This window comes from Streptomyces griseorubiginosus (assembly GCF_001514195.1).
Classification (GTDB): Bacteria; Actinomycetota; Actinomycetes; order Streptomycetales; family Streptomycetaceae; genus Streptomyces; species Streptomyces griseorubiginosus.
In genome coordinates this window covers 157,164-175,873 of the sequence record NZ_KQ948737.1, presented here as the reverse complement: position 1 = coordinate 175,873, position 18,710 = coordinate 157,164, and the positions used below count along the sequence as shown (strand labels likewise).

Genomic DNA, 18,710 nt, shown 5'->3' with positions numbered 1-18,710 from the left:
CCCCACAGGGACGGTCCGCCACAGTCGCCGCGCGATACCGAGCAAGCCCCGCTCAGGACCCGCCACGCTCACGGGGGATCTTCTGACCGGCCTCGATCGCCACCGGCAGCCGGTTCTCGGCCGGGGGCAGCGGGCAAGTTGCCAGGTCCGTGTAGGCGCAGGGCAGGTTCGCGGCGCGGTTGAAGTCCAGGACGACCGTGCCGTCCGCGGCAGGCGGTTCCAGGGCCAGGGCCCGGTTGGCGGCGTAGGTGGTGACCCCTGAGGTGGCGTCGGTGAACAGCACCAGCAGCCGGCCCGCACCATGGCCGGGGAACGCAGTCAGGGACAGCTGACGTCCGCCGAGCTCGAACTCGACCCTGCCCGGAGCGTCGTACACGTGCTCGAGGCCCTCGACCGCGGCGCCCACGGTGGTCGGACGGGGCTCGTCGAAGGGGACGTAGCGGCCGGTGACGGCCCACGAGGGGTCGGGCGCGTAGGCCGGGGTCCCGGTGAACGCCGTGCGCAGCGGCGCGTCCGGGTGCCGGGGGCGCACGATGTCGCTGCCGCCGCGCTTGGCGACCTCGATGACCGCGTCGCCCCAGACCGCGTCGACGCCGCCGCGCTCGGGAAGGACGCCGAAGCGGTACTCGCCGCGCACCGGCGTCCCGTCGACGACCAGTTCCTCGCCCTCGTCGAGGTCCACGACGACACCGTCGGCCCCGGTGCGCCACGCGCCGGGCGCGTCCGGGAAGCGCTGGGGTTGCTCGTCGAGCCAGTGCAGGCCGGTGATCGCGAGGAACCCGTGCGGGGCGGCGAGCCGGGCCTCCTGGGCTTGGTACCACTCCTGCCAGTTCTCGGTGAAGGCCTGGCGATCCGTTGCGGTGGCCTCGATGGTCATGCGTTCTCCTTCAAAGGGTGGAGGGTGTGGGCCGGGCCGATGGCCCGGCAGGTCTGTTCAGGCGGCCAGTTGGCCGAGCAGTGCCCAGGTACGTCGGCGGTCCGCTTCTCCGGCGATCTCGGTGAGCGAGAACACCACTTCGGTGGCTCCGGCGTCGCGGTAGCGCCGTACCTCGGCCTCCACCGCCTTCTCGTCGCCGATCACGGCCAGGTCGGCGGCGCGTCGGGCTCCGGAGAGCTCGATGACACGGGCGTAGGACGGGATCTGCTCGTAGAACGCGAGGGTCTCGGTGGCCTTCGCCCGTACCGCGTCCGCGTCGTCCGTGACCACGCCGGGCACGAGGGCCACGATCCGGGGCGCGGGCCGTCCGGCGGCCTCGGCCGCGGCGGTCACGGCCGGAACGATGTGCTCCGCCAGGGCACGCGGTCCCGCCAGATAGGGCAGGATCCCGTCCGCGAGCTCACCGCTCACCCGCAGCGCCTGCGGCCCCATCGCGGCGACCAGCACCGGGACGCCGCCCTCGGCGCCCGGTACACGCGCCGGAACCGGGGTGCGGGCGGTGAGCAGCTCACCCTGGAAGTCGGCCGTCCCTGTCTCGGTCAACTGCCGCAGTGCGGTGAGGAATTCACGCAGGCGGGCGATGGGGCGCTCGAAGGGCAGGCCGAAGCCGGTCTCCGTCAGCAGCTTCGTGCCCAGGGCCAGACCGAGGTGGTAGCGCCCGTGGGTCGCGGCCTGGGCGGTCTGCGCCTGACCGGCGACGAGCAGCGGGTGCCTGCCGAAGACGGGGATCGCGGAGGTGCCGACCTGGAGTCCGGGAACCTCGCGCCCGACGATCGCCGCGAGCTGGGGTGAGTCCGCGCCGAAGGTCTGCCCGAACCAGGCCGACCGCAGACCCGCCGCGGCGGCCTCCTGGGCCAACTGCACGGTGGCGTCGACCTGGTTGGGTGCGTCGGACGCGTTGAGAGCTACTCCCACAGTCATGTCAGCAAGAACGGGCGCTCGGCGAACCCGCATTCCGGTTCGTGTGTGACAGCTTCATGTCGGTCATGTGGCACTCAGCCCGCCTGTCGGTGGTCGGGGGCGGACCGGTGGGTGAGGGGTTCGCGCAGGCCGAGATGGTCGCGGAGGGTGGTGCCGGTGTAGTCGGTGCGGTAGAGACCCCGTTCCTGCAGTTCCGGGACGAGCAGGTCGACGATGTCGTCGAGGCCGTCGGGGATGAGGTAGGGCGTGACGTTGAAGCCGTCGATCGCTCCGTGTCGTACGAAGTGGGCGAACTTGTCTGCGAGACCGGACCGGGTGCCGACGTGGCCGCGCTGAGGGCCGAGAGCGATCACGGTCTCGCGCAGCGACCAGCCGTGCGCCTCCGCCTTGGCCCGCCACTCGGCCACGACCGCGCGCGGGTCGGCGATGCGCCGGGCGCCGAAGGAGCCGTCGTTCTCGGCGACGACCGGATCCTCCTCGGGCAGGGGCCCGTCGGCGTCACGGTCGGACAGGTCGATGCCCCACAGCAGCCCGGCGATCCCCAACGCCGTTGCGGGGGTCACCTGTTGGAGTCTGATCCAGCGCTTCTTCTCCTGGGCCTCCTCTTCGGTGGCGCCGATGATGATCTCGGTGCCGGGCAGGATCCTCAGGTCGTCGTCGGGACGGCCGACGGCACGCAGCCGGGTGCGCAGGTCCTCGGCGAAGGCCAGCGCGTCGTCGAAGTCGTTGCCGTGCGCGGAGAAGATGACATCGGCGTTGCGGGCCGCGAAGTCGCGTCCCTCGCCCGAGTCACCGGCCTGGAAGATCACGGGGTGGCCCTGGGCGCTGCGCGGCAGGGTCGGGGCGAGGGCGACGTCGAACTGCGTTCCACGGTGCCGCACTTGACGTACGGCACCGGGCGTCGACCACTCCCGTGCACCCGGGGAGTCGGAGATCGCTCCGTCCTCCCAGCCGTCCCAGAGCGCGCGGGCCACGGTGAGGAACTCCTCGGCACGCCGGTAGCGGTCGGCGTGGTCGAGGTAGCCGCCGCGACGGAAGTTCGCGCCGGTCCAGGCGTTGTCCGTGGTCACCACGTTCCAGCCGGCGCGGCCCTCGGAGAGCAGGTCGAGTCCGGAGAGGCGACGGGCGAGATCGGCGGGTTCGTTGAAGGTGGAGTTGGACGTGGAGACCAGGCCGATCCGGCGGGTGACCGCGGCGAGTGCCGAGAGCTGGGTGATGGCGTCCGGGCGCCCGGCCACGTCGAGGTCGTGGATCCTGCCGTCGACCTCGCGCAGTCGCAGCCCCTCACCGAGGAAGAACGCGTCGAACAGGCCCCGTTCGGCGGTCTGGGCGACCCTGCGGAAGGAGGCGGGGTCGATCTGGGAACCGCTGTCGGGGGCGGACCAGATGGTCCAGTGGTTGACGCCCTGGAAGAACACTCCGAAGTGCAGCTGGGCGTGCGGCCGGGGGACGTCGAGGGGATCGGTGCGGGTCATCGGACGTCCTCCTGGGTGGTCGCGGCTGTGGCCGTGGCAGTGGCCGTACCCGTGGCAGCAGGGGCAGCGGCGGTGAAGCGGTTGGCGGGGCGGGCCAGCCCCAGGGTCGAGCGAAGGGACGTGCCGGGAAGCGGGCGGGCGACGAGGCGTCGCGCGGACAGGGTCGGCACGACGAGGCCGGAGAGGACGGACAGGTCCTCGTCGAGCACCAGCGGGTGCAGCCGTACGCCGTCGACGTGGTAGCTCAACTCGGCGAGAAGGGAAACTAGTTGGTCCGCGGAACCGATGTGCCGCAGTCTTCCCCGGTCACGCCAGGGCGCGTGCCGTTCCAGGTCGGCGACGCGTTCGGTGGCCGTGGCGTCCGGGGTGTCGAGGGCCACCTCGACCTCGGCGAACACGCGAGGCGTACCGGCAGCAGCTGCGGCAGCGGCGGCCGCGCTGACCGACCCTAGGTCGCGGCCCCCGACGAGCGCCACGTCGAGCTGCGCGGCGGGCACCTGGTCCGGCCGGCCCAGGACGACGAGCTGTCCCTGAGGCGGGCGCGGGACGATCGCCGGGCCCTTGACGGCGTAGGTGTCCCCGGTGAAGTCGATGTAGTGGAGCCGTTCGCGGTCGAGGTAGCGGCTGGTGGCCACGGACCGGATGACGGCGTCGTCCTCCCACGAGTCCCACAGGGCGCGCGCCACCTCCACGCCGTCCCGGGACTCCCGGGCCCGCGCGTCGGCGCCGTCCACCGGCGGCCGTCCCCAGGCCCGGGCCGCCTCGGGACGCTCCTCCTCCGTCACCACCCACCCCGCACGACCGGCCGAGATGTGGTCCAGGGACGCCAGCTGGCTGGAGACATGGAAGGGTTCGGCATAGGTGACCGGGACGACGGGCGCGATCCCGATGGTGCTCGTGGACGCCGCGACGAAGGCCGCCCGCTCCACCGCGCCGATACGACCCACAGGGTTCGGCGCGGCACCGGGCGGCAGCACGCCGTCGTCCAGAGTGATCAGGGTGAACCCGGCGTTCTCGGCCACGGCGGCGACCCGGGAGACGCGGCGCGGAGTGAGCAACTCGTCGGGTGAGTGGGCGGCGCGGCGCCAGGCCGCGAGGTGGGCGCCGTCACCGTCGATCTCGACGGCGAGGTGCAGGGCAGGGCTGGACAAGGGGGTGTTCCTTCCGAGGTGCACGCGAACTCGTGACCGTGCGGCGCAGGGCGGCGGGCAGCGCAGGGTGTGAGGCGCAAGGCGCAGGGCGCGGGGACACGAGGAGACGGCCGGCAGGAGGGGCCGGCAGAGGTCAGACGTGTACGGAAGTACAGACGGCGGAGGAGGTGCGGCAGTAGTCGACATGCCGCCGGGTGATGAGCCGCGCACCCGTGCACGCACCCTTGGGTGCCGCGCCAGGTACGTGCATCGAAGGCCTCCCCTGTCAGGAACTTGCACGTTCAACGTACGTCGTTGGCCCCTGCGCGTGTCAAGGGTGTTCGTGCGGAGCGTCATGGTCCCGGGGCGGCGTGCCGCCTGCACCGGGGCGCGGAGCAGCACCAACCTTGTGTCTGAACCTCAGGCCGGCAGGACGAACGGAGGGTGGGCGCCGTTGAGGAAGTAGTCGCCGACGTCGCGGAACTGGTGGGCGACGGGCCGGTGCAGGGTCTGGGTGCGCGCGTTGCGCCAGAAGCGGTCGAGGCCCAGCCGGGCGGAGGCGGAGCGGGAGCCGACGACGTCGAGGGCACGGCTGGTGGATTCCTGCGCGGCCCTGGAAGCGGCGGCCTCGGCCATCGTGACCTGCACCGAGATGTCCGCGTGCTCGTCGTAGGTGAGGTCCTCGCCGCGTACCAGTCCGCCGTGGACGGCCGCCTGTGCCTGATCGGTGAGGGCGGCGGCGGAGCGGGTGAGGACGGTGAGTTCCCCGTAGGTGGCCAGCACATGGGGATCCTGGGGAGAGCCGTCCGGCCAGGACAGGCTCCAGGAGGAGTGGGCGGCCCGGCAGTACTCGCGTGCCTCGGCCAGTACGCCCTCCGCGAGGCCGAGCAGGAGCTGGACGGAGAGGAGGCGCCCGATCGGTGAGGCGAGAGCGGTCGACGGCGACAGCACGTCGTCGTCGGCGGCCAGGGAGCCGAGGACGTCCTGGGCGGCGACCGGTACGGCGTCGAACTCCACACTGCCTCCCGCCGCGAGCCGTTGACCGAAGGTGTCCGCGTCGTCGATCCGCACACCGCGACGGGTGGGATCGACGACGACGGCGACCGGCTCGCCGCTGCCGGCCCGCACGGCCCGCACCGCCAGGCGGTCGGCGACGAGAACTCCGGCGGCATAGCTCTGCCGCCCCTCGAGGACGTAGCCCTTCCCTTTCCTGGTCAGGGTCAGCGGGACGTCCTGAGGGGCGAAACCGCCGCCCCAACACCACTGCTCCATGGCGGATCGCTGTTCGATCCGAGCGGCGAGCTCGGGCTCGGTGAAGCACCGTGCGCTCCAGGACAGGAAGCAGTGGGAGCCCAGTAGCTGGGCGATCGCGGCGTCGGTGCCGGCGATCGCCCGGACGACCGCGAACGCGGTGGGCCAGTCCGCGCCGCCTCCGCCGAGTTCGGCCGGTATGAGCAGCGTCAGCAGGCCCGACTCACGGAGTCTGGACACCTCGTCGAAGGGGAGCTTGCCCGCGTGCTCCCTGGCCGCCGCGTCTGTGGCCAGATCGTCCGCCAGCTCGTGGGCCACGTGCAACCAGTGGGCGCGGCCGGGCCCGATCGGGTCGGACGCCGAGGTGGGCGGGGACGGCATGGGGGCAAGTCCCATGGTGGTGGTCTCCTCAAGCGTCGTCGGAATGATCCCTAGTTCCCTAGTAATCCGATAGGAATTATAGGGAATGTGCGTGTCAGGGAGTGTGGCCGTCTCGAAATCGACGTCGTGCACCACGTCCGGGAAGTGGGGGGGGCGGGGGAGCGGGACCGCCTGGTCAGCCGTCCCTGCCGCAGGGGATCAGCCGTGCCGGAGACCAAGTGCTGCCCCTGTCGCGCTGACCGTCACGCGATCGTCAGCTCGGGATGATGCTTCCTCACCACCGTGGGGTGGGCGCGGACCCAGCCCTTGAGCTCGTTCCAGCCGAACTCCGCGAAGAGCGGGTTGTCGGGGTCCTGCGTCACGCCGTCAGCATCCGACGCGCCCGGGAAGGGCAGCGGGGCGATCCGGGCGTCGAGCCGGGGGTTGTAGAAGAACGGTGCGGAGTAGCGCTCGCGTGATCCAGGAGGGGAGACCACGCGGTGGTTCGTCGCCTTGAGGTAGCCGTTCGTCGCGACCTCCAGCAACTCGCCGAGGTTCACCACGAACGCGCCCGGCAGATTCGGTACGTCGATGAAGCCCTGCCCGTCCGGCGTCTCCACCTGGAGTCCGGGCACCTCGTCCGTCAGCAGCAGGGTCAGGAACCCGTAGTCCTTGTGCACACCGACGCCCTGGTCGTCGCCCTGCGGGGCCCGCCCGGGATAGCGGACCAGCTTGAGGTGGTTGCGGGGGTGGCCGGAGAAGGCGGCGTCGTAGAAGTCCTCGGGGCCGCCGACGGCCGCGAGCAGTTCGTGCAGCAGCCGGTGGGCGACCGTGCTGAGCCTGCCCATCCACTCCAGCGAGACCTCCCGCAGCTCGGGCAGAGCAGTGGGCCACTGGTTCGGCCCCTCAAGCCACCAGTACGGTGGCTCGCCCGGGGCGGGTACGCGAGCGGGCAGCTCGTTGCTGATGTCGAGCTGGTCGCGCCAGTCCCGTCGGCCCTGGGTGTGCTCGTTGCCGATGCGCGTGTAGCCGCGGAAGTGGGGCGAGTTGAGGTTGTCGAGGGCGAGCCGGTCGGCCTCGGGCATGGCGAAGAAGTCGCGGGCGGTACTGAGCAGCCGGCTCTGTTCGGCGGCGGTGACGCCGTGGCCGACCAACTGGAAGAAGCCGACGTCGCGGGCGGCCCGGTGGAGCGCGTCACGGTCGGGGGCGGAGAGGTCGATCACCGGGAGGGAGGTGGGCTGGGACATGGGTGGCGTTCCTTGCGGGCGGTGCGGGTTCGGGGGAGGGGCGGTCGGGGATGGGGGTACTTGGGCGTGCGGGTGTGCGCTCGGCCTTGGGATGCCGCTCAGTGATCCGTCGGGCACGGTCGGCGCGTGCGGTGGGCCTTGGAGTGCAGCTCAGGGGTCTGCCGGCGCGGCCTCGGCGTGGTCGGTGCGTGCGCGCGGCTTTGGGATGCCGCTCAGCGATCCGCCGGCATGGTCGGCGCGTGCGGTGGGTTTCGGGGTGCAGCTCAGGGGTCTGTCGGCGCGGCCTCGGCGCGGGCGGCGCGCGTCTGGCCTTGGGACGCCGTTCAGCGGTCCGCCCGCGTAGCCCCGGCCGCGGCCGACGCGCGCGCTCGGCCGCAGGACAACCCCTCAGCGGTCCGTCGCCGCAGCCCCCACGCAGTCGGCCAGCTCCTTGATCTCCGCCGGGCCGACCCGGCAGCAGCCGCCGACGAGTGCCGCGCCGGAGCGGAGCCAGGCGGGCGCGAGGTCCGCGATCTCGTCCTGCGCGCCCTTCCAGCTGCGGGATTCGGGGTCCCAGAGGCCGCCACCGTTCGGGTAGACGACTCCCGGCAGTCCTGAGACGAGGGCCAGCGCTGCGCTCGCGTCGGCGGCGGGGGCGCAGTTCACCCCCGTGGCGAGGACGGCGTCGCTGCTGCGGGCCAGCGCGAAGGCCTCGCTGAGCGGCTGGCCCGCGCTGGTGGTCGTCCCGCGGATGCTGTACGAGAGCCAGGCCGGGATACCGAGCCCCTCCAGGGCGATCAGCACGGCCTCGGCCTCGCGCAGATCGGGAATGGTCTCTACGGCGAAGACGTCGGGGCCCGCCTCGGCCAGCGCTTCCAGCCGGGGCCGGTGGAAACGGGTCAGCTCGGCCACGCTGAGGCCGTAGTCCCCCCGGTATTCCGAGCCGTCCGCCAGCATCGCGCCGTACGGCCCCACGGACGCCGCGACCCAACGCCGCCCGGCGAAAGGGCCCTCGGCAGCGTCGGCGGCCTCACGAGCCAGCGACACGCTGCGTCGCAGCAGTGCCGTGGTCTCCGTGCGGGAGATGCCCAGCCGGGCGAAACCGTCGTAAGTGGCCTGGTAGCCGGCCGTGATGGCGACCTGCGCGCCGGCCGCGTAGTAGGCGCGGTGGACGGCGGCGATCGCGTCGGGGTCGTCGCGGAGCAGGCGGGCGGACCAGAGGGTGCCGCTCAGGTCGTGGCCCTGGGCCTCCAGCTCGTTGGACATGCCGCCGTCGAGGACGAGGGGGCCGGCGGCCAGGGCGTCGCGGAAGGTCGTCACAGCACTCTCGTCACGAAGTCGCGGGTACGGGGATGTTCAGGCGCGGTCAGGACGCGGGAGGGCGGTCCGGACTCCAGGATCTGTCCGTCGTCGAAGAAGACGATCTCGTCGGCGACCTCGCGGGCGAAGCCCAGTTCGTGGGTGACGACGAGCATCGTCATGCCGTCGGCGGCCAGGCCGCGCATCACGTCCAGCACCTCGCCGACCAGCTCCGGGTCTAGGGCCGAGGTCGGCTCGTCGAACAGCATGAGCTTGGGCCGCATGGCCAACGCGCGGGCGATGGCGACGCGTTGCTGCTGGCCGCCGGAGAGCTGGGCGGGGTAGGCGTCGCGTCGGTCGGCCAGCCCGACCCGGTCCAGGAGCGCGAGCGCCTCCTTGGTCGCCTCGGCGCGCGGGCGGCCCGCGCCGACCGGGCCCTCGACGACGTTGGCGAGAGCCGTCAGGTGCGGGAAGAGGTGGAAGCGCTGGAAGACCATGCCGATGTCACGGCGCTGCCGGGCCAGGTCACGGCGGCGCAGTTCGCGCAGTCCGTCCCGGTACGGCTCGTAGCCGATCGGATCGCCGTCCACCAGGATCCGGCCGCCGTCGGGCCGCTCCAGACGGTTCACGCACCGCAGGAAGGTCGACTTCCCCGACCCGGAGGGCCCGATCACACACGTGACCGACCCGCGCGGTACGGAGAGGTCGATTCCGCGCAGCACTTCACGCCCGGCGAAGGACTTGCGGACACCGGTGGCCTCGATCATCATCGGCTGCCGCCCTTCGCGAAGTGCCGTTCCAGGTAGTGCTGGCCGACGTTCAGCAGGGTCGTGACGGCCAGGTACCAGATGCTGGCGACGATCAGCAGCGGGATCGTCTGGTAGGTGCGGGAGTAGACGATCTGCACGGAGTACAGCAGTTCCGCGTAGGCCAGCACGCTCACCAGGGAGGTCGTCTTGAGCATGGAGATGGTCTCGTTGCCGACCGGCGGGATGATCACCCGCATCGCCTGCGGCAGCACGATCCGGCGCAGCGTCCTGACCCGGGACAGACCCAGCGCGTCCGCCGCCTCCAGCTGCCCGGGGTCGACGGAGACGATCCCGGCCCGGATGATCTCGGCGAGATAGGCGGCCTCGTTGAGACCGAGACCGAGCAGGGCCGCGGCGAAGGTCGTGATGACGGAGTTCGCGGGGACGTCACCGATCGCCGGCAGGAGGGGCAGGTGCAGCGAAAGTGTCGGGTAGAGCGCGGAGATGAATCCCCAGAACAGCAGCTGGACCAGGAGCGGGGTGCCCCGGAACAGCCAGATGTACGCCCAACTGACGCTCCGGGCCACCGGGTTGTCCGACAGCCGCATGAGCGCCAGCGCGATGCCGAGCACGAGTCCGATCGCCATCGCGACGGCGGTGAGCTCCAGAGTGGTCAGCAGGCCCGTCATCACGGTCCGGCTGAACAGCCAGGCGCCGACCGTGTCCCAGCCGAAGCGCCGGTTGGTGATCAGCGACCGGAGCAGGCTCGCGGCCAGCAGCACGACCACGAGGGTCAGCACCCACTGGCCCGGCCTGCGACGGCGGTAGACCGGCAACTCCGCGCTCATGAGGCCGCGTTGATCTCGAACTTGTCCAGGGCGCCGGACTCGAGGCCCCACTTGGCGAGGACCTGCTCGTACCCGCCACTTGCCTTGAGGTCCTCCAGCGCCGACTTGAGCAGCCCGGTCAGCTCACTGTTCTTCGGTACGGCGATGCCGAAGGGCGCGTTGCCGTAGGAGTCGCCGGCCACCTCCAGCTTGCCGCCGGACTGCTTGGCGGCGTACGAGGCGACCGGGGAGTCGGCGAGGGCGGCGTCGGCGCGGCCGCTGGTGACGGCGAGGTTCACGCCGGTGCCGTCCGGGAAGGTGCTGACCTTGATCGGCGTCTTGCAGGTCTTGGCGCGGGCCGGCACGTCTTCGAGGGCCTGGGTGGACCCCTTCGCCACGGCGACCGAACGGCCGCACAGCGAGTCGCCCCCGGGCTTGAGCCCCTTGGGGTTGCCGGCCGGGACCAGCAGGGACGTGCCCGCGTCGAAGTAGGTGACGAAGTCGACGACCTTCTCCCGCTCGGCGGTGTCCGTGAAGGAGGAGACGCCGAGCTGGTACTTACCCGACTGGAGGCCGGGCAGGATCGAGTCGAAGGGCACGTTGACGATGGTGACCTTGACGCCCAGGACGGTGCCGAGGGCCTTGTCGAGGTCGGCCTCGGCGCCGACGACCGTCTTGTTGTCGGCGGCGAAGAAGTCCATCGGCGGGTAGCTGACGTCGCTGGCGATCTTGATCCCGCTCGCCTTCAACGCGGCCGGGACCTTGGCGGCGAGCGCGGCGTTCTTCGCGATCGGGGCGGCGGCAGAAGTGCCGGACGACGGGCTGGTGGAGGCGTCGGCCGACTGGGAGGGATCGGCGCAGCCCGCCAGAAGCAGCGTCGCGGAACCGAGGAGGACTAGCGGGCGCAGAGCGGACAAGGCGAACTCCTGATGAGCATGAAATGCAGGGGATGGCTGGAGACTATCCGTGGATGCGTAATAGGCAAGTCCAGTTGCTCATGATGCACGTAGGGTGCAACGAAGCTGCAATGTTCCCGCAATGAAGAGGCGCGGCGGCACCGCGGCCTGGCGCTATGCTCGGCCCCCGATGACCACCGACAGCAGCCTGAAACGCGGCCTGGCCGTGCTCCGCCTCTTCGCCCAGCACCCGTCGCAGGACCCGCGTGGCCACACCGCCGCCGAGGTCGCCGCGCTGCTGGGCCGCGAACGAAGCCAGGTCTCCCGCATCCTGCGCAGCCTCGAGACGGCCCGGTTCCTACGCCGTGATCCCGCCTCGCTGCGCTACTCCGTCGCCTGGGAGCTCTACGCGCGGGCCCAGCAGATCACCGAGGCACGGCTGCGCCGAGACGGCCGCACCGCGCTGGAGGGCGTCGCCGCCGACACGGGGGAGTGCGCCTACCTGGGAGTCCTGCGGGGCGCCAGCTCGGTGACCATCCTGGAGTCGATGCCGCCCGCGCTGTCCTCGTTCGTCTCCTGGGTGGGCCGCGCCTACCCCGCCTATTGCAGCGACGCCGGACAGGCCCTGCTGTTCGACGCCGACGACACCGAGGTCGCCGCCGTCTTCGCCCGGACCGCCTTCGTCCGCCACGGCCCCAACACCCCGGCTGACCTCGACGACTTCCTGGCCCGCCTGAACACGGCCCGCAAGCGGGGCTACACGATCGTCGACCAGGAGGCCGAACCCGGCCTGTACTCGCTCGCCGCTCCGGTCAGGGACTTCCGCGGGGAGATCGTCGCCGCGGTACAGGTCGTAGGCCCCCGCCGCCGTCTGGAGCCGGCGACGGCGGCCTGCGCGGACTCGGTGGTCCGCTGGAGCGACTGGCTGACCGCGGCACTGCGCTCGACGGACCACGAGACGGACGAGGAGACGGACAAGAAGACGGACAAGGAGACGGACAAGAAGACGGACGGGAAGTCGGACCGGGACTGAGCGGCCGTATCCGAGGCCGTAGCCGAGCCGAGGTTCAGCCGAGCAGGATGGCCAGTCGCGCCGCCGCGTCACCGATCGCGGCGACGATCTCGTCCCTGTCGTCCCGTGCGGCCGCGTGCGGCACGACCGCGCTGACCGCCGCCACGACGCCCCCGCGAGGATCCCGTACCGGCGCGGCCACCTCCAGCACGTCCTCGTCGTACTCGCTCTCGCACACGGCGACCCCGCGCCCGGCGTCCGCGGCGACCCGTGCCAGCAGATCGTCCACCGTGCGCGGTGCGTAGGGCCCGCCCGCCCCGATGAAGTCCTCACCGCCCAGGAGTTGAGCCACCTCCGCCCGCGAGTGGTCGAAGAGCAGCGCCCGCCCCGCCCCGGTGCACCAGACCGGCGTCAGCCGCCCCGCCCGCGCCCACGAGAACTCGGCCCAGGCCGCCAACTCGGCCCGCACCGAGAGCACCATCGCCCCACAGAGCACGTCCACGTACGCGCACGCCCCGAACCGGACCACCAACTCCCGAAGCAGCGCACGGTTTTCCACGCCCCACGGTCCGGCCTCCGCCGCGACGGCCAGCAGATCCGCCCCGGCACGGAACTCGTTCCCGTCCCGGGCGAGCGTCCCGGTGCCGACCAGATCCCGCAGCAACCGCGACGCCTGCCCCTTGTCCAGCCCGCTCTCCTCAGCCAGCCGGACCACCCCGGGCCCCCCTCGGCTGTCGAGCTCCCCCCGGACCACCCGCTCCACCAGCCCGAGCCCTCTGGGCAGTGCACCCGTCGCCACGTCCATGCGCGGGATGCTACCCGCGCACGTCGGCAGGCGGCCTTGAGGTCCCGCGCTCCAGCGGCAGCGGATGATGCCGTGGCTCACACCGATCTGCGCACCGCCGGGGAACTTGCCCGGTTCGACGGGAGTCAGGGTCAGCGCAACGCAACGCACGTCGCATCCCGCTCCGCGAGAACCTCGGACTCGAACTGCCGGCCCGCGCCACAGCACCCGCCCGTGTCCGACCTGAGCCGCGCAGGAGCCCCAACTGCTCTGCGCAACGGCTTCGTTGACACCACCCGGACGACGTGCTTGCATCGCGTCATGTTTCCGCCGGAGCCTCTGACCCGTCGCCGCGCCGTGGACTTCGTCCGGGTCGCCGCCGCGCTGTGTCGACTCTCCGTCTGACTGGTTCTCTCCCCGGCTTCTCTCCTTCGACGGCCGTGTCACGCGTGCGCTGTCGGTCGCCATTTCCGTCCGTGCAGGTCTGCCGAGGCCGCTGGACGGCGTGTCGGAGCCGCGCTCCGCCCGCGCCCGTTTCCCCCACCCCACCCACCACCCATGACGGGACAGCCATGTCTGCTGCCGGTTCCGCCGACCACCACGAGATCGCCTACGACCGCCGCAGGCTGCGCCAGTGGCTAGCAGGGGAAGCCAGAGCGGAAGGTGTCACACGGCGCCGGCTGCTGACGCTGCTGGCCGCGACCGCCGCCGCCACCGGACTCCCCGCGCCGGAACCCGCTCGCGCCGCCGACCCGACGATCGTCAAGCCGCTGCCGCCCGCGTGGTTCATCCCACGCGGCACCAATGCCGAGACCCGCTGGGAGGCGCTGCGCGGAACCGGCCACCACACCCCCAACGAGCTGTTCTTCGTCCGCAACCACACCGCGACGCCCGTCCTGGACGCCGACGAATGGCGGTTGAGACTGTGGGGTGACGGGCTGCGCGGCACACCCGGCGAGGACAGGCCGGTGGAGTTCGGCTACGACGATCTACGCGCCCTGCCCGCCGTCACCCGTACCGCCTTCGTCGAGTGCGCCGGAAACGGCCGCAGCTACTACTCGACTCAGCAGGGCGAGACGGTCACCGGCACCGCGTGGACGCTGGGCGCGGTCGGCGTCGCGCGCTGGCGCGGGGTGCGACTGGCCGACGTGCTGCGCAGGGCCGGGCTGTCCCCGTACGCCGTGGACGTGCAGCCCCGTGGCCTCGACGCCGAGTACGTCAGCGGAGGGGAGAGCCTGGGCCGGGTGCGCCGCCCGCTGCCGCTGGCCAAGGCGCTGGACGACGTACTGCTCGCGTACGAGATGAACGGCGAGCCGCTTCCGTACGACCACGGGTATCCGGTGCGCGTGCTGGTGCCGTCGTGGGTGGGGATCGCCTCGATCAAGTGGGTCGGCGACATCGAGGTGTCGGCCCAGCCGTTGTACTCGCCGTGGAACACCACCTTCTACCGGCTGTTCGGCCCCGCCTACCCGCAGGAGGGCAGCAAGCCGCTCACCCGGCAGACGATCAAGAGCGCCTTCGAGCTGGCGAGCGGCGCGACGTTCCCGGCGGGGCAGAGCCAGGTGCTGCACGGCAGGTCCTGGTCGGGAGCGGGCGCCGTCGCGCGAGTCGACGTCAGCACCGACGGCGGGACGAAGTGGCGGCGGGCCCGACTGCACGACCGACCGCGTTCCGGCACATGGACGCGCTGGTCCGTCCCCTGGACGCCCGGCACTCCCGGCCCGACACACCTGCTGGCACGCGCCACGGACACGGCGGGCCGTACTCAACCCGACACGGCCGTGTTCAACACCCAGGGCTATCTCTTCGACGCGGTGGTCCGCCACCCGGTGACCGTGGTCTGACCGAGTCGGCTGGCACGCCCTTGACCTCAAGTCCAGTTCAGTTTCTACGGTCGATCCTGTCGAACCGACGCAGACAACGGCAGGGGCCCGGTCATGGAGTACTCACACAGCGACACCGACCTGAGCAAGCAGCCCATCGGCTACTGGAGTTGGGCGGCCCACAAGGCCGTCATCACCCGCACCCGGACCGCTCTCGCAGAGATCGGCACCACCCAGCCGCAGTGGTGGGTCCTCGCGCAGGTGGCACGCGCAGACACCCCGAAGACCCGTACGGAAGTGGCCCGCATCCTTCAGGGCTATCTGGAGGTCGGCCTGGACCACATGGACTCGGAGATCGACCGGGCCATCGCCCAGGACTGGATCACCGAGGACACGGAGGGACGCCTGAGCCTCACGGATGCCGGCAAAGCCTTCTATGACAAAGCGGCGACTCTTCAGGACGAGCTCTGGGCGGAACGGCACGCGGATGTCTCGGACGAGGAGTACCTGATCACCCTCAAGGTGTTGCAGCGGTTCATCCACAACACGGGCGGGCGCGCTTGGCACCACTAGCGTTACCTCGGGAGCTCAGTCTCCCGGCACCGGCTGCGCCCCGGCCATGAGGCGGCTCCAGCTGAGGGTTGTCCGGCTGAATCCCGGGGTGGGGCGACTGCCGGTCCTGGCGGTGATGCCTCCGTGCGTTGCTGCGTTGCCCGACGACGGGTGGCTGCTCAGTGAAGCATGGTGAGCATGCCCTCAAGGCCGCGGTGGAACGCGGCGCCGACGCTTTCGGCGCCGTCGAGATGGGCGCCGCTCATCGCGCCGTCGCGCATCATGACGAAGTGCCGGGCGGCGTGTTCCGGTTTGCCGCGACGAGGTGAGTCCCCGAAGACCTGCGCGAAGAGGTCGGTGAGGGTGGTCGTGTACCAGGCGCGGTGATCGAGGATCACCTGGCGTACCGGGTCCTCGGGGTCGGGGTACTCGGCGGCGGCCTTGAGGAACGCGCAGCCGCGGAACTCCGGTGAGGCCAGGCTGTCGGCGAGAGCGGTCCCGATCGCGCGCAGTGCGTCGGCCGGGGACGGCGCGGCCTCGATGGCCGCCTGCACATCGGCCCGGGTGGCGGTGTCGACGCCGCGCAGATAGGCGACCACGAGGTCTTCCTTCGAGGGGAAGTGCCGGTAGAACGTCGCCCGCGTGGCCGGGGCCTCGGCAAGGATCCGTTCGACGCCGACCGCCCTGATGCCTTCGCGGTAGAACAGCCCGCTGGCCGTGGACAGCAGGCGCTCTCGCGCCTCGGAGCGGACCGGCTCTCCCGATGAGCTGCCGTTCGCGGTGTCGGTGGCGGGTCGTGTCCGGGTGGCCATGCTTCCACCGTAGCAGAAAGAACGATCGGTCTTGCGCTCGTCGAGGAGTCGTGTCAGGCTCCAGAGAGCAAGAGAGAACGGTCTTTCTCCCTAGGGTTCAGCGGGCATGCTGCTGCCCTGCCCTGCCCTGCTCGACGCCGGCATGCACCGGATCCAACAGCCTTTGGAAAGGAACAGTCATGACCACGACCACTGCCCCCGCGCCCGCTTCTGCCCCTGACGTCGTCGCGTCAGCACTCCGGCGGCTCTACTTCGTACGCTTCGGGTTCGCTTTGCTCTGGGCCGTCGCGCTCTTCTCGACCGCGTCGAGCATCGGACCGGTGAGCGCGACGCTGCTCGTCATCTACCCGCTGTTCGACGTGGTCGCCGCCGTCGTGGATGCCCGCTCCTCCCGAGCGAGCGGGTCCGCTCCCGGGCTCTACGTCAACATGGCGATCAGTGGGCTCGCCGCCGTCGGACTGGCCTTCGCGGTCGCCTCCGGCATACCGGGGGTTCTGCGCGTGTGGGGGGCCTGGGCCGTCACGGCAGGCCTCGTCCAGCTCATCGTCGCTGTCCGGCGACGCGAGCTCGGTGGCCAGTGGGCGATGATCGCCAGCGGCGGCATCTCCGTGCTCGCCGGGCTGTCGTTCCTCCGGCAGGCCGGCGCCCCGGACCCCTCGCTGAGCAGTCTGGCCGGTTACGCCCTGCTGGGCGGCATCTTCTTCCTCGTCTCCGCGCTGCGCCTCCGACACAACGCAAACCCGAGCCTCGGCGACGGCAACTGACGGACCCACCACACAGCCGGCGTCGACAGCATGGTGGCCGGCATCGTCAACGGCCCAACGTCGCCGCGAAGCGGCTCACTCCGCGGTGCAGTTGCCGGCCGGGCGGGGCTCCGCGCCAGAGCCGCCAAGGGTACGGAGGCAGGGGCAGAAGCCCTCCAGCGCGGAGTCGGTGATGTGGTCGACGCTGCGGAGTAGAGGTGCCAGCTCCTGCGCGGCTGGGTGGTGTCCCCAGCCCCACCCCCGATCCGGTGTCCAGCCCCAGCGACCTGGAGGCCGGTGCGCGGGAGAGTTTCCTCGTCGGCATCACGCCGACAAGGAACTGCGCCGGACACACTCACTTCGGGGGAAACGACATGAACGACATCCTCGCCAGGCGCGCGACGGGACTGGCCGGCATCACGGCGGCGGTCTGCTTCATCATCGAAGTGCCCCTGTACTTCCTCTACTCGGGGCCGCCGCCGGACGCCAACGTGCTGACGCGCCTGCTGATCGGCATCGTCGCGCTCGCGGCCCTGATCCTCTTCGTCACCGGTGTGCGTGAACTGATCAAGCAGGTGAACCCCGCATACGAATGGGTCGGCACGGTGGCCTTCGCCACCGGACTGGTCTACGCGACCGTCACCCTGGTCTCCAGCGGGCTGGAGGCCGGCGCCGTCATCGCCGCCGACCACCCGATCGACCCCACCATCACGGTCAACGGCACGTACATCCTCTACGGTTCGATCGGCCGCCTGCTGCTCGCACTGTTCCTGACCGCGTTCGGCTACGCGGTCACCCGCCCGAACCTGCTGCCCCGCTGGGTCGGCCGCTCGGCCTACGTCCTTGCCGCGGTGAACCTGGCCTTCGTGCCGTCCCTGTTCTTCGGCAACACCCCCGCGCACTTCTACGCGGCGAACGGGTGGGGCAGCACGGCCCTGATGGGGGCGCTGCTGAGCTACTGGCTGCTCGCGGTGGGCATCTCCACCTACCGCAGCGCCGCACGCCGTACGCCCGCCCCCGCACCGGTCCTCTGACCCGGCCTCCGCACCGGTCCTCCGACCCGGACCGCACGCGCACCGAGCGGCCCGTGGTCCCCGGCCTTCGAGCCCGGGCACCACGGGGCCGACTGCGGTTTGGGGTCACGCCTTTGGACAACCAGCCAGTTTTATAGGTGAGTTGAGCTGGTGCCACACCTGGTGATCGGCCCGTCGAGTCTGGCAGCGAAGACAGTAGTCGACGTGGAAGCGCGCGAATCTGTCTGGGATCACAAAGGCTGGTCGCCCCACGACGACGAGGTGCCGAGAGCATGGTCGACGGCCCGGGGCAGTCGCTCGCTCACTTCGTCGCCGAGTCGCTCGAACTCCCGCTTCAGCAGGGGAGTGGCCAGCCGGGCGAGCCCCCCGAACTCGATCCGCGCCCGGTAGATGAGCCGGGTTCGCCCACCGGCGTCCTCGAAGCGCAGGTCGTCCGTGGATGTGGCCGTCTTGTTGCGTCCGACGAAGATCAGATGGTCGGGGTCGAAGCGGGCCAGTCGGTAAAGCAGCTCGGTGCGGTGACCTCTGAAGACGGAGACGTTGCGCCACTCGGCTCCTACGGACACCGGCCCGCTGTCGACGCGGTCACAGGTGACGGTGCCCGGGTCCCACATCTCGGTGTTCGCGAAGTCGGAGAGAAAGCCCACCACGTCGGTCAAGGGATGGTCCAGCGTCATCACACGCTCGACTTCGATCACAGAGCCCTCCGTTCCGTACCGACCATTCACCCGCCTGTCCCAGCACGACTACTTCCCCCATGGCGCATCCGACGGATGCACGCAGCGGCGTGCGCCCCGATCCGCAGATCGTCCGCCACTCCCCAGCTCTCCACTCCACGCTCGCGAGCTCTCCACTCCACGCTCGCGGCCCACCTCCCAG

18 protein-coding genes are annotated in these 18,710 nt (G+C 71.2%); 5 read left to right on the top strand and 13 right to left on the bottom strand.

The window, feature by feature from the left end:
* Positions 1–52: 52 nt before the first annotated feature.
* From AQJ54_RS19355 to AQJ54_RS19310, 10 genes are all read right to left on the bottom strand, one after another.
* Entirely contained in the window at positions 53–877 is an 825-nt protein-coding gene (locus AQJ54_RS19355) for a DUF1684 domain-containing protein (protein WP_062238952.1), read from the bottom strand.
* A 57-nt stretch (positions 878–934) separates the two neighbouring features.
* Positions 935–1,858: a TIGR03564 family F420-dependent LLM class oxidoreductase gene (locus AQJ54_RS19350; protein ID WP_062238950.1), complete on the bottom strand. Its 924-nt coding sequence runs from the start codon at positions 1,856–1,858 to the stop codon at positions 935–937.
* Positions 1,859–1,932: 74 nt separating this feature from the next.
* The gene (locus AQJ54_RS19345) at positions 1,933–3,333 is read right to left on the bottom strand and encodes an NtaA/DmoA family FMN-dependent monooxygenase (RefSeq protein WP_062238947.1); all 1,401 of its coding nucleotides are present in this window, start codon (positions 3,331–3,333) and stop codon (positions 1,933–1,935) included.
* Complete coding sequence (locus AQJ54_RS19340) at positions 3,330–4,484, bottom strand: LLM class flavin-dependent oxidoreductase (RefSeq protein WP_062238945.1); 1,155 nt, start codon at positions 4,482–4,484, stop codon at positions 3,330–3,332. Before AQJ54_RS19340 ends, AQJ54_RS19345 begins: the two co-directional genes overlap by 4 nt.
* A 399-nt stretch (positions 4,485–4,883) precedes the next feature.
* Entirely contained in the window at positions 4,884–6,110 is a 1,227-nt protein-coding gene (locus AQJ54_RS19335) for an acyl-CoA dehydrogenase family protein (protein WP_062238944.1), read from the bottom strand.
* A 227-nt stretch (positions 6,111–6,337) separates the two neighbouring features.
* On the bottom strand, positions 6,338–7,321 hold the full coding sequence (locus tag AQJ54_RS19330; protein ID WP_062238941.1) for an isopenicillin N synthase family dioxygenase: 984 nt from the start codon (positions 7,319–7,321) through the stop codon (positions 6,338–6,340).
* Between the two features lie 387 nt (positions 7,322–7,708).
* A complete protein-coding gene (gene mmuM, locus AQJ54_RS19325) occupies positions 7,709–8,620 on the bottom strand; it encodes a homocysteine S-methyltransferase (protein ID WP_062238939.1) in 912 nt (303 codons plus the stop codon).
* Complete coding sequence (locus AQJ54_RS19320) at positions 8,617–9,366, bottom strand: amino acid ABC transporter ATP-binding protein (protein ID WP_062238937.1); 750 nt, start codon at positions 9,364–9,366, stop codon at positions 8,617–8,619. The genes mmuM and AQJ54_RS19320 overlap by 4 nt, the downstream gene beginning before the upstream one ends.
* Positions 9,366–10,196: an amino acid ABC transporter permease gene (locus tag AQJ54_RS19315; RefSeq protein WP_062238936.1), complete on the bottom strand. Its 831-nt coding sequence runs from the start codon at positions 10,194–10,196 to the stop codon at positions 9,366–9,368. Before AQJ54_RS19315 ends, AQJ54_RS19320 begins: the two co-directional genes overlap by 1 nt.
* Positions 10,193–11,092, bottom strand: a complete 900-nt coding sequence (locus AQJ54_RS19310; protein WP_062238934.1) for an ABC transporter substrate-binding protein — start codon at positions 11,090–11,092, stop codon at positions 10,193–10,195. Before AQJ54_RS19310 ends, AQJ54_RS19315 begins: the two co-directional genes overlap by 4 nt.
* A gap of 169 nt (positions 11,093–11,261) precedes the next feature.
* On the opposite strand from AQJ54_RS19310, the gene AQJ54_RS19305 reads away from it, so the two are divergent.
* On the top strand, positions 11,262–12,104 hold the full coding sequence (locus AQJ54_RS19305) for an IclR family transcriptional regulator (protein WP_079069974.1): 843 nt from the start codon (positions 11,262–11,264) through the stop codon (positions 12,102–12,104).
* 34 nt (positions 12,105–12,138) lie between these two features.
* Here AQJ54_RS19305 and AQJ54_RS45675 read toward each other — a convergent pair whose 3' ends face one another.
* Complete coding sequence (locus AQJ54_RS45675; protein ID WP_062238932.1) at positions 12,139–12,888, bottom strand: IclR family transcriptional regulator domain-containing protein; 750 nt, start codon at positions 12,886–12,888, stop codon at positions 12,139–12,141.
* 551 nt (positions 12,889–13,439) lie between these two features.
* Between AQJ54_RS45675 and AQJ54_RS19295 the strand changes: the two genes are divergently transcribed.
* A complete protein-coding gene (locus AQJ54_RS19295; protein WP_062238930.1) occupies positions 13,440–14,711 on the top strand; it encodes a sulfite oxidase in 1,272 nt (423 codons plus the stop codon).
* A gap of 93 nt (positions 14,712–14,804) precedes the next feature.
* A complete protein-coding gene (locus AQJ54_RS19290; protein ID WP_062238928.1) occupies positions 14,805–15,263 on the top strand; it encodes a MarR family winged helix-turn-helix transcriptional regulator in 459 nt (152 codons plus the stop codon).
* Between the two features lie 158 nt (positions 15,264–15,421).
* On the opposite strand, the gene AQJ54_RS19285 is transcribed toward AQJ54_RS19290, so the two are convergent.
* A complete protein-coding gene (locus AQJ54_RS19285; RefSeq protein ID WP_062238926.1) occupies positions 15,422–16,054 on the bottom strand; it encodes a TetR/AcrR family transcriptional regulator in 633 nt (210 codons plus the stop codon).
* A 179-nt stretch (positions 16,055–16,233) separates the two neighbouring features.
* On the opposite strand from AQJ54_RS19285, the gene AQJ54_RS19280 reads away from it, so the two are divergent.
* Entirely contained in the window at positions 16,234–16,818 is a 585-nt protein-coding gene (locus AQJ54_RS19280; protein ID WP_062238924.1) for a hypothetical protein, read from the top strand.
* Positions 16,819–17,171: 353 nt separating this feature from the next.
* Positions 17,172–17,831: a hypothetical protein gene (locus tag AQJ54_RS19275; protein WP_062238922.1), complete on the top strand. Its 660-nt coding sequence runs from the start codon at positions 17,172–17,174 to the stop codon at positions 17,829–17,831.
* 230 nt (positions 17,832–18,061) lie between these two features.
* Here the strand turns inward: AQJ54_RS19275 and AQJ54_RS19270 are convergent, their stop codons facing one another.
* Positions 18,062–18,529 carry an SRPBCC family protein gene (locus tag AQJ54_RS19270; protein WP_062019433.1) on the bottom strand — a complete coding sequence of 156 codons (468 nt, stop codon included), beginning with the start codon at positions 18,527–18,529 and terminating at the stop codon, positions 18,062–18,064.
* Between the last annotated feature and the right edge of the window lie 181 nt (positions 18,530–18,710).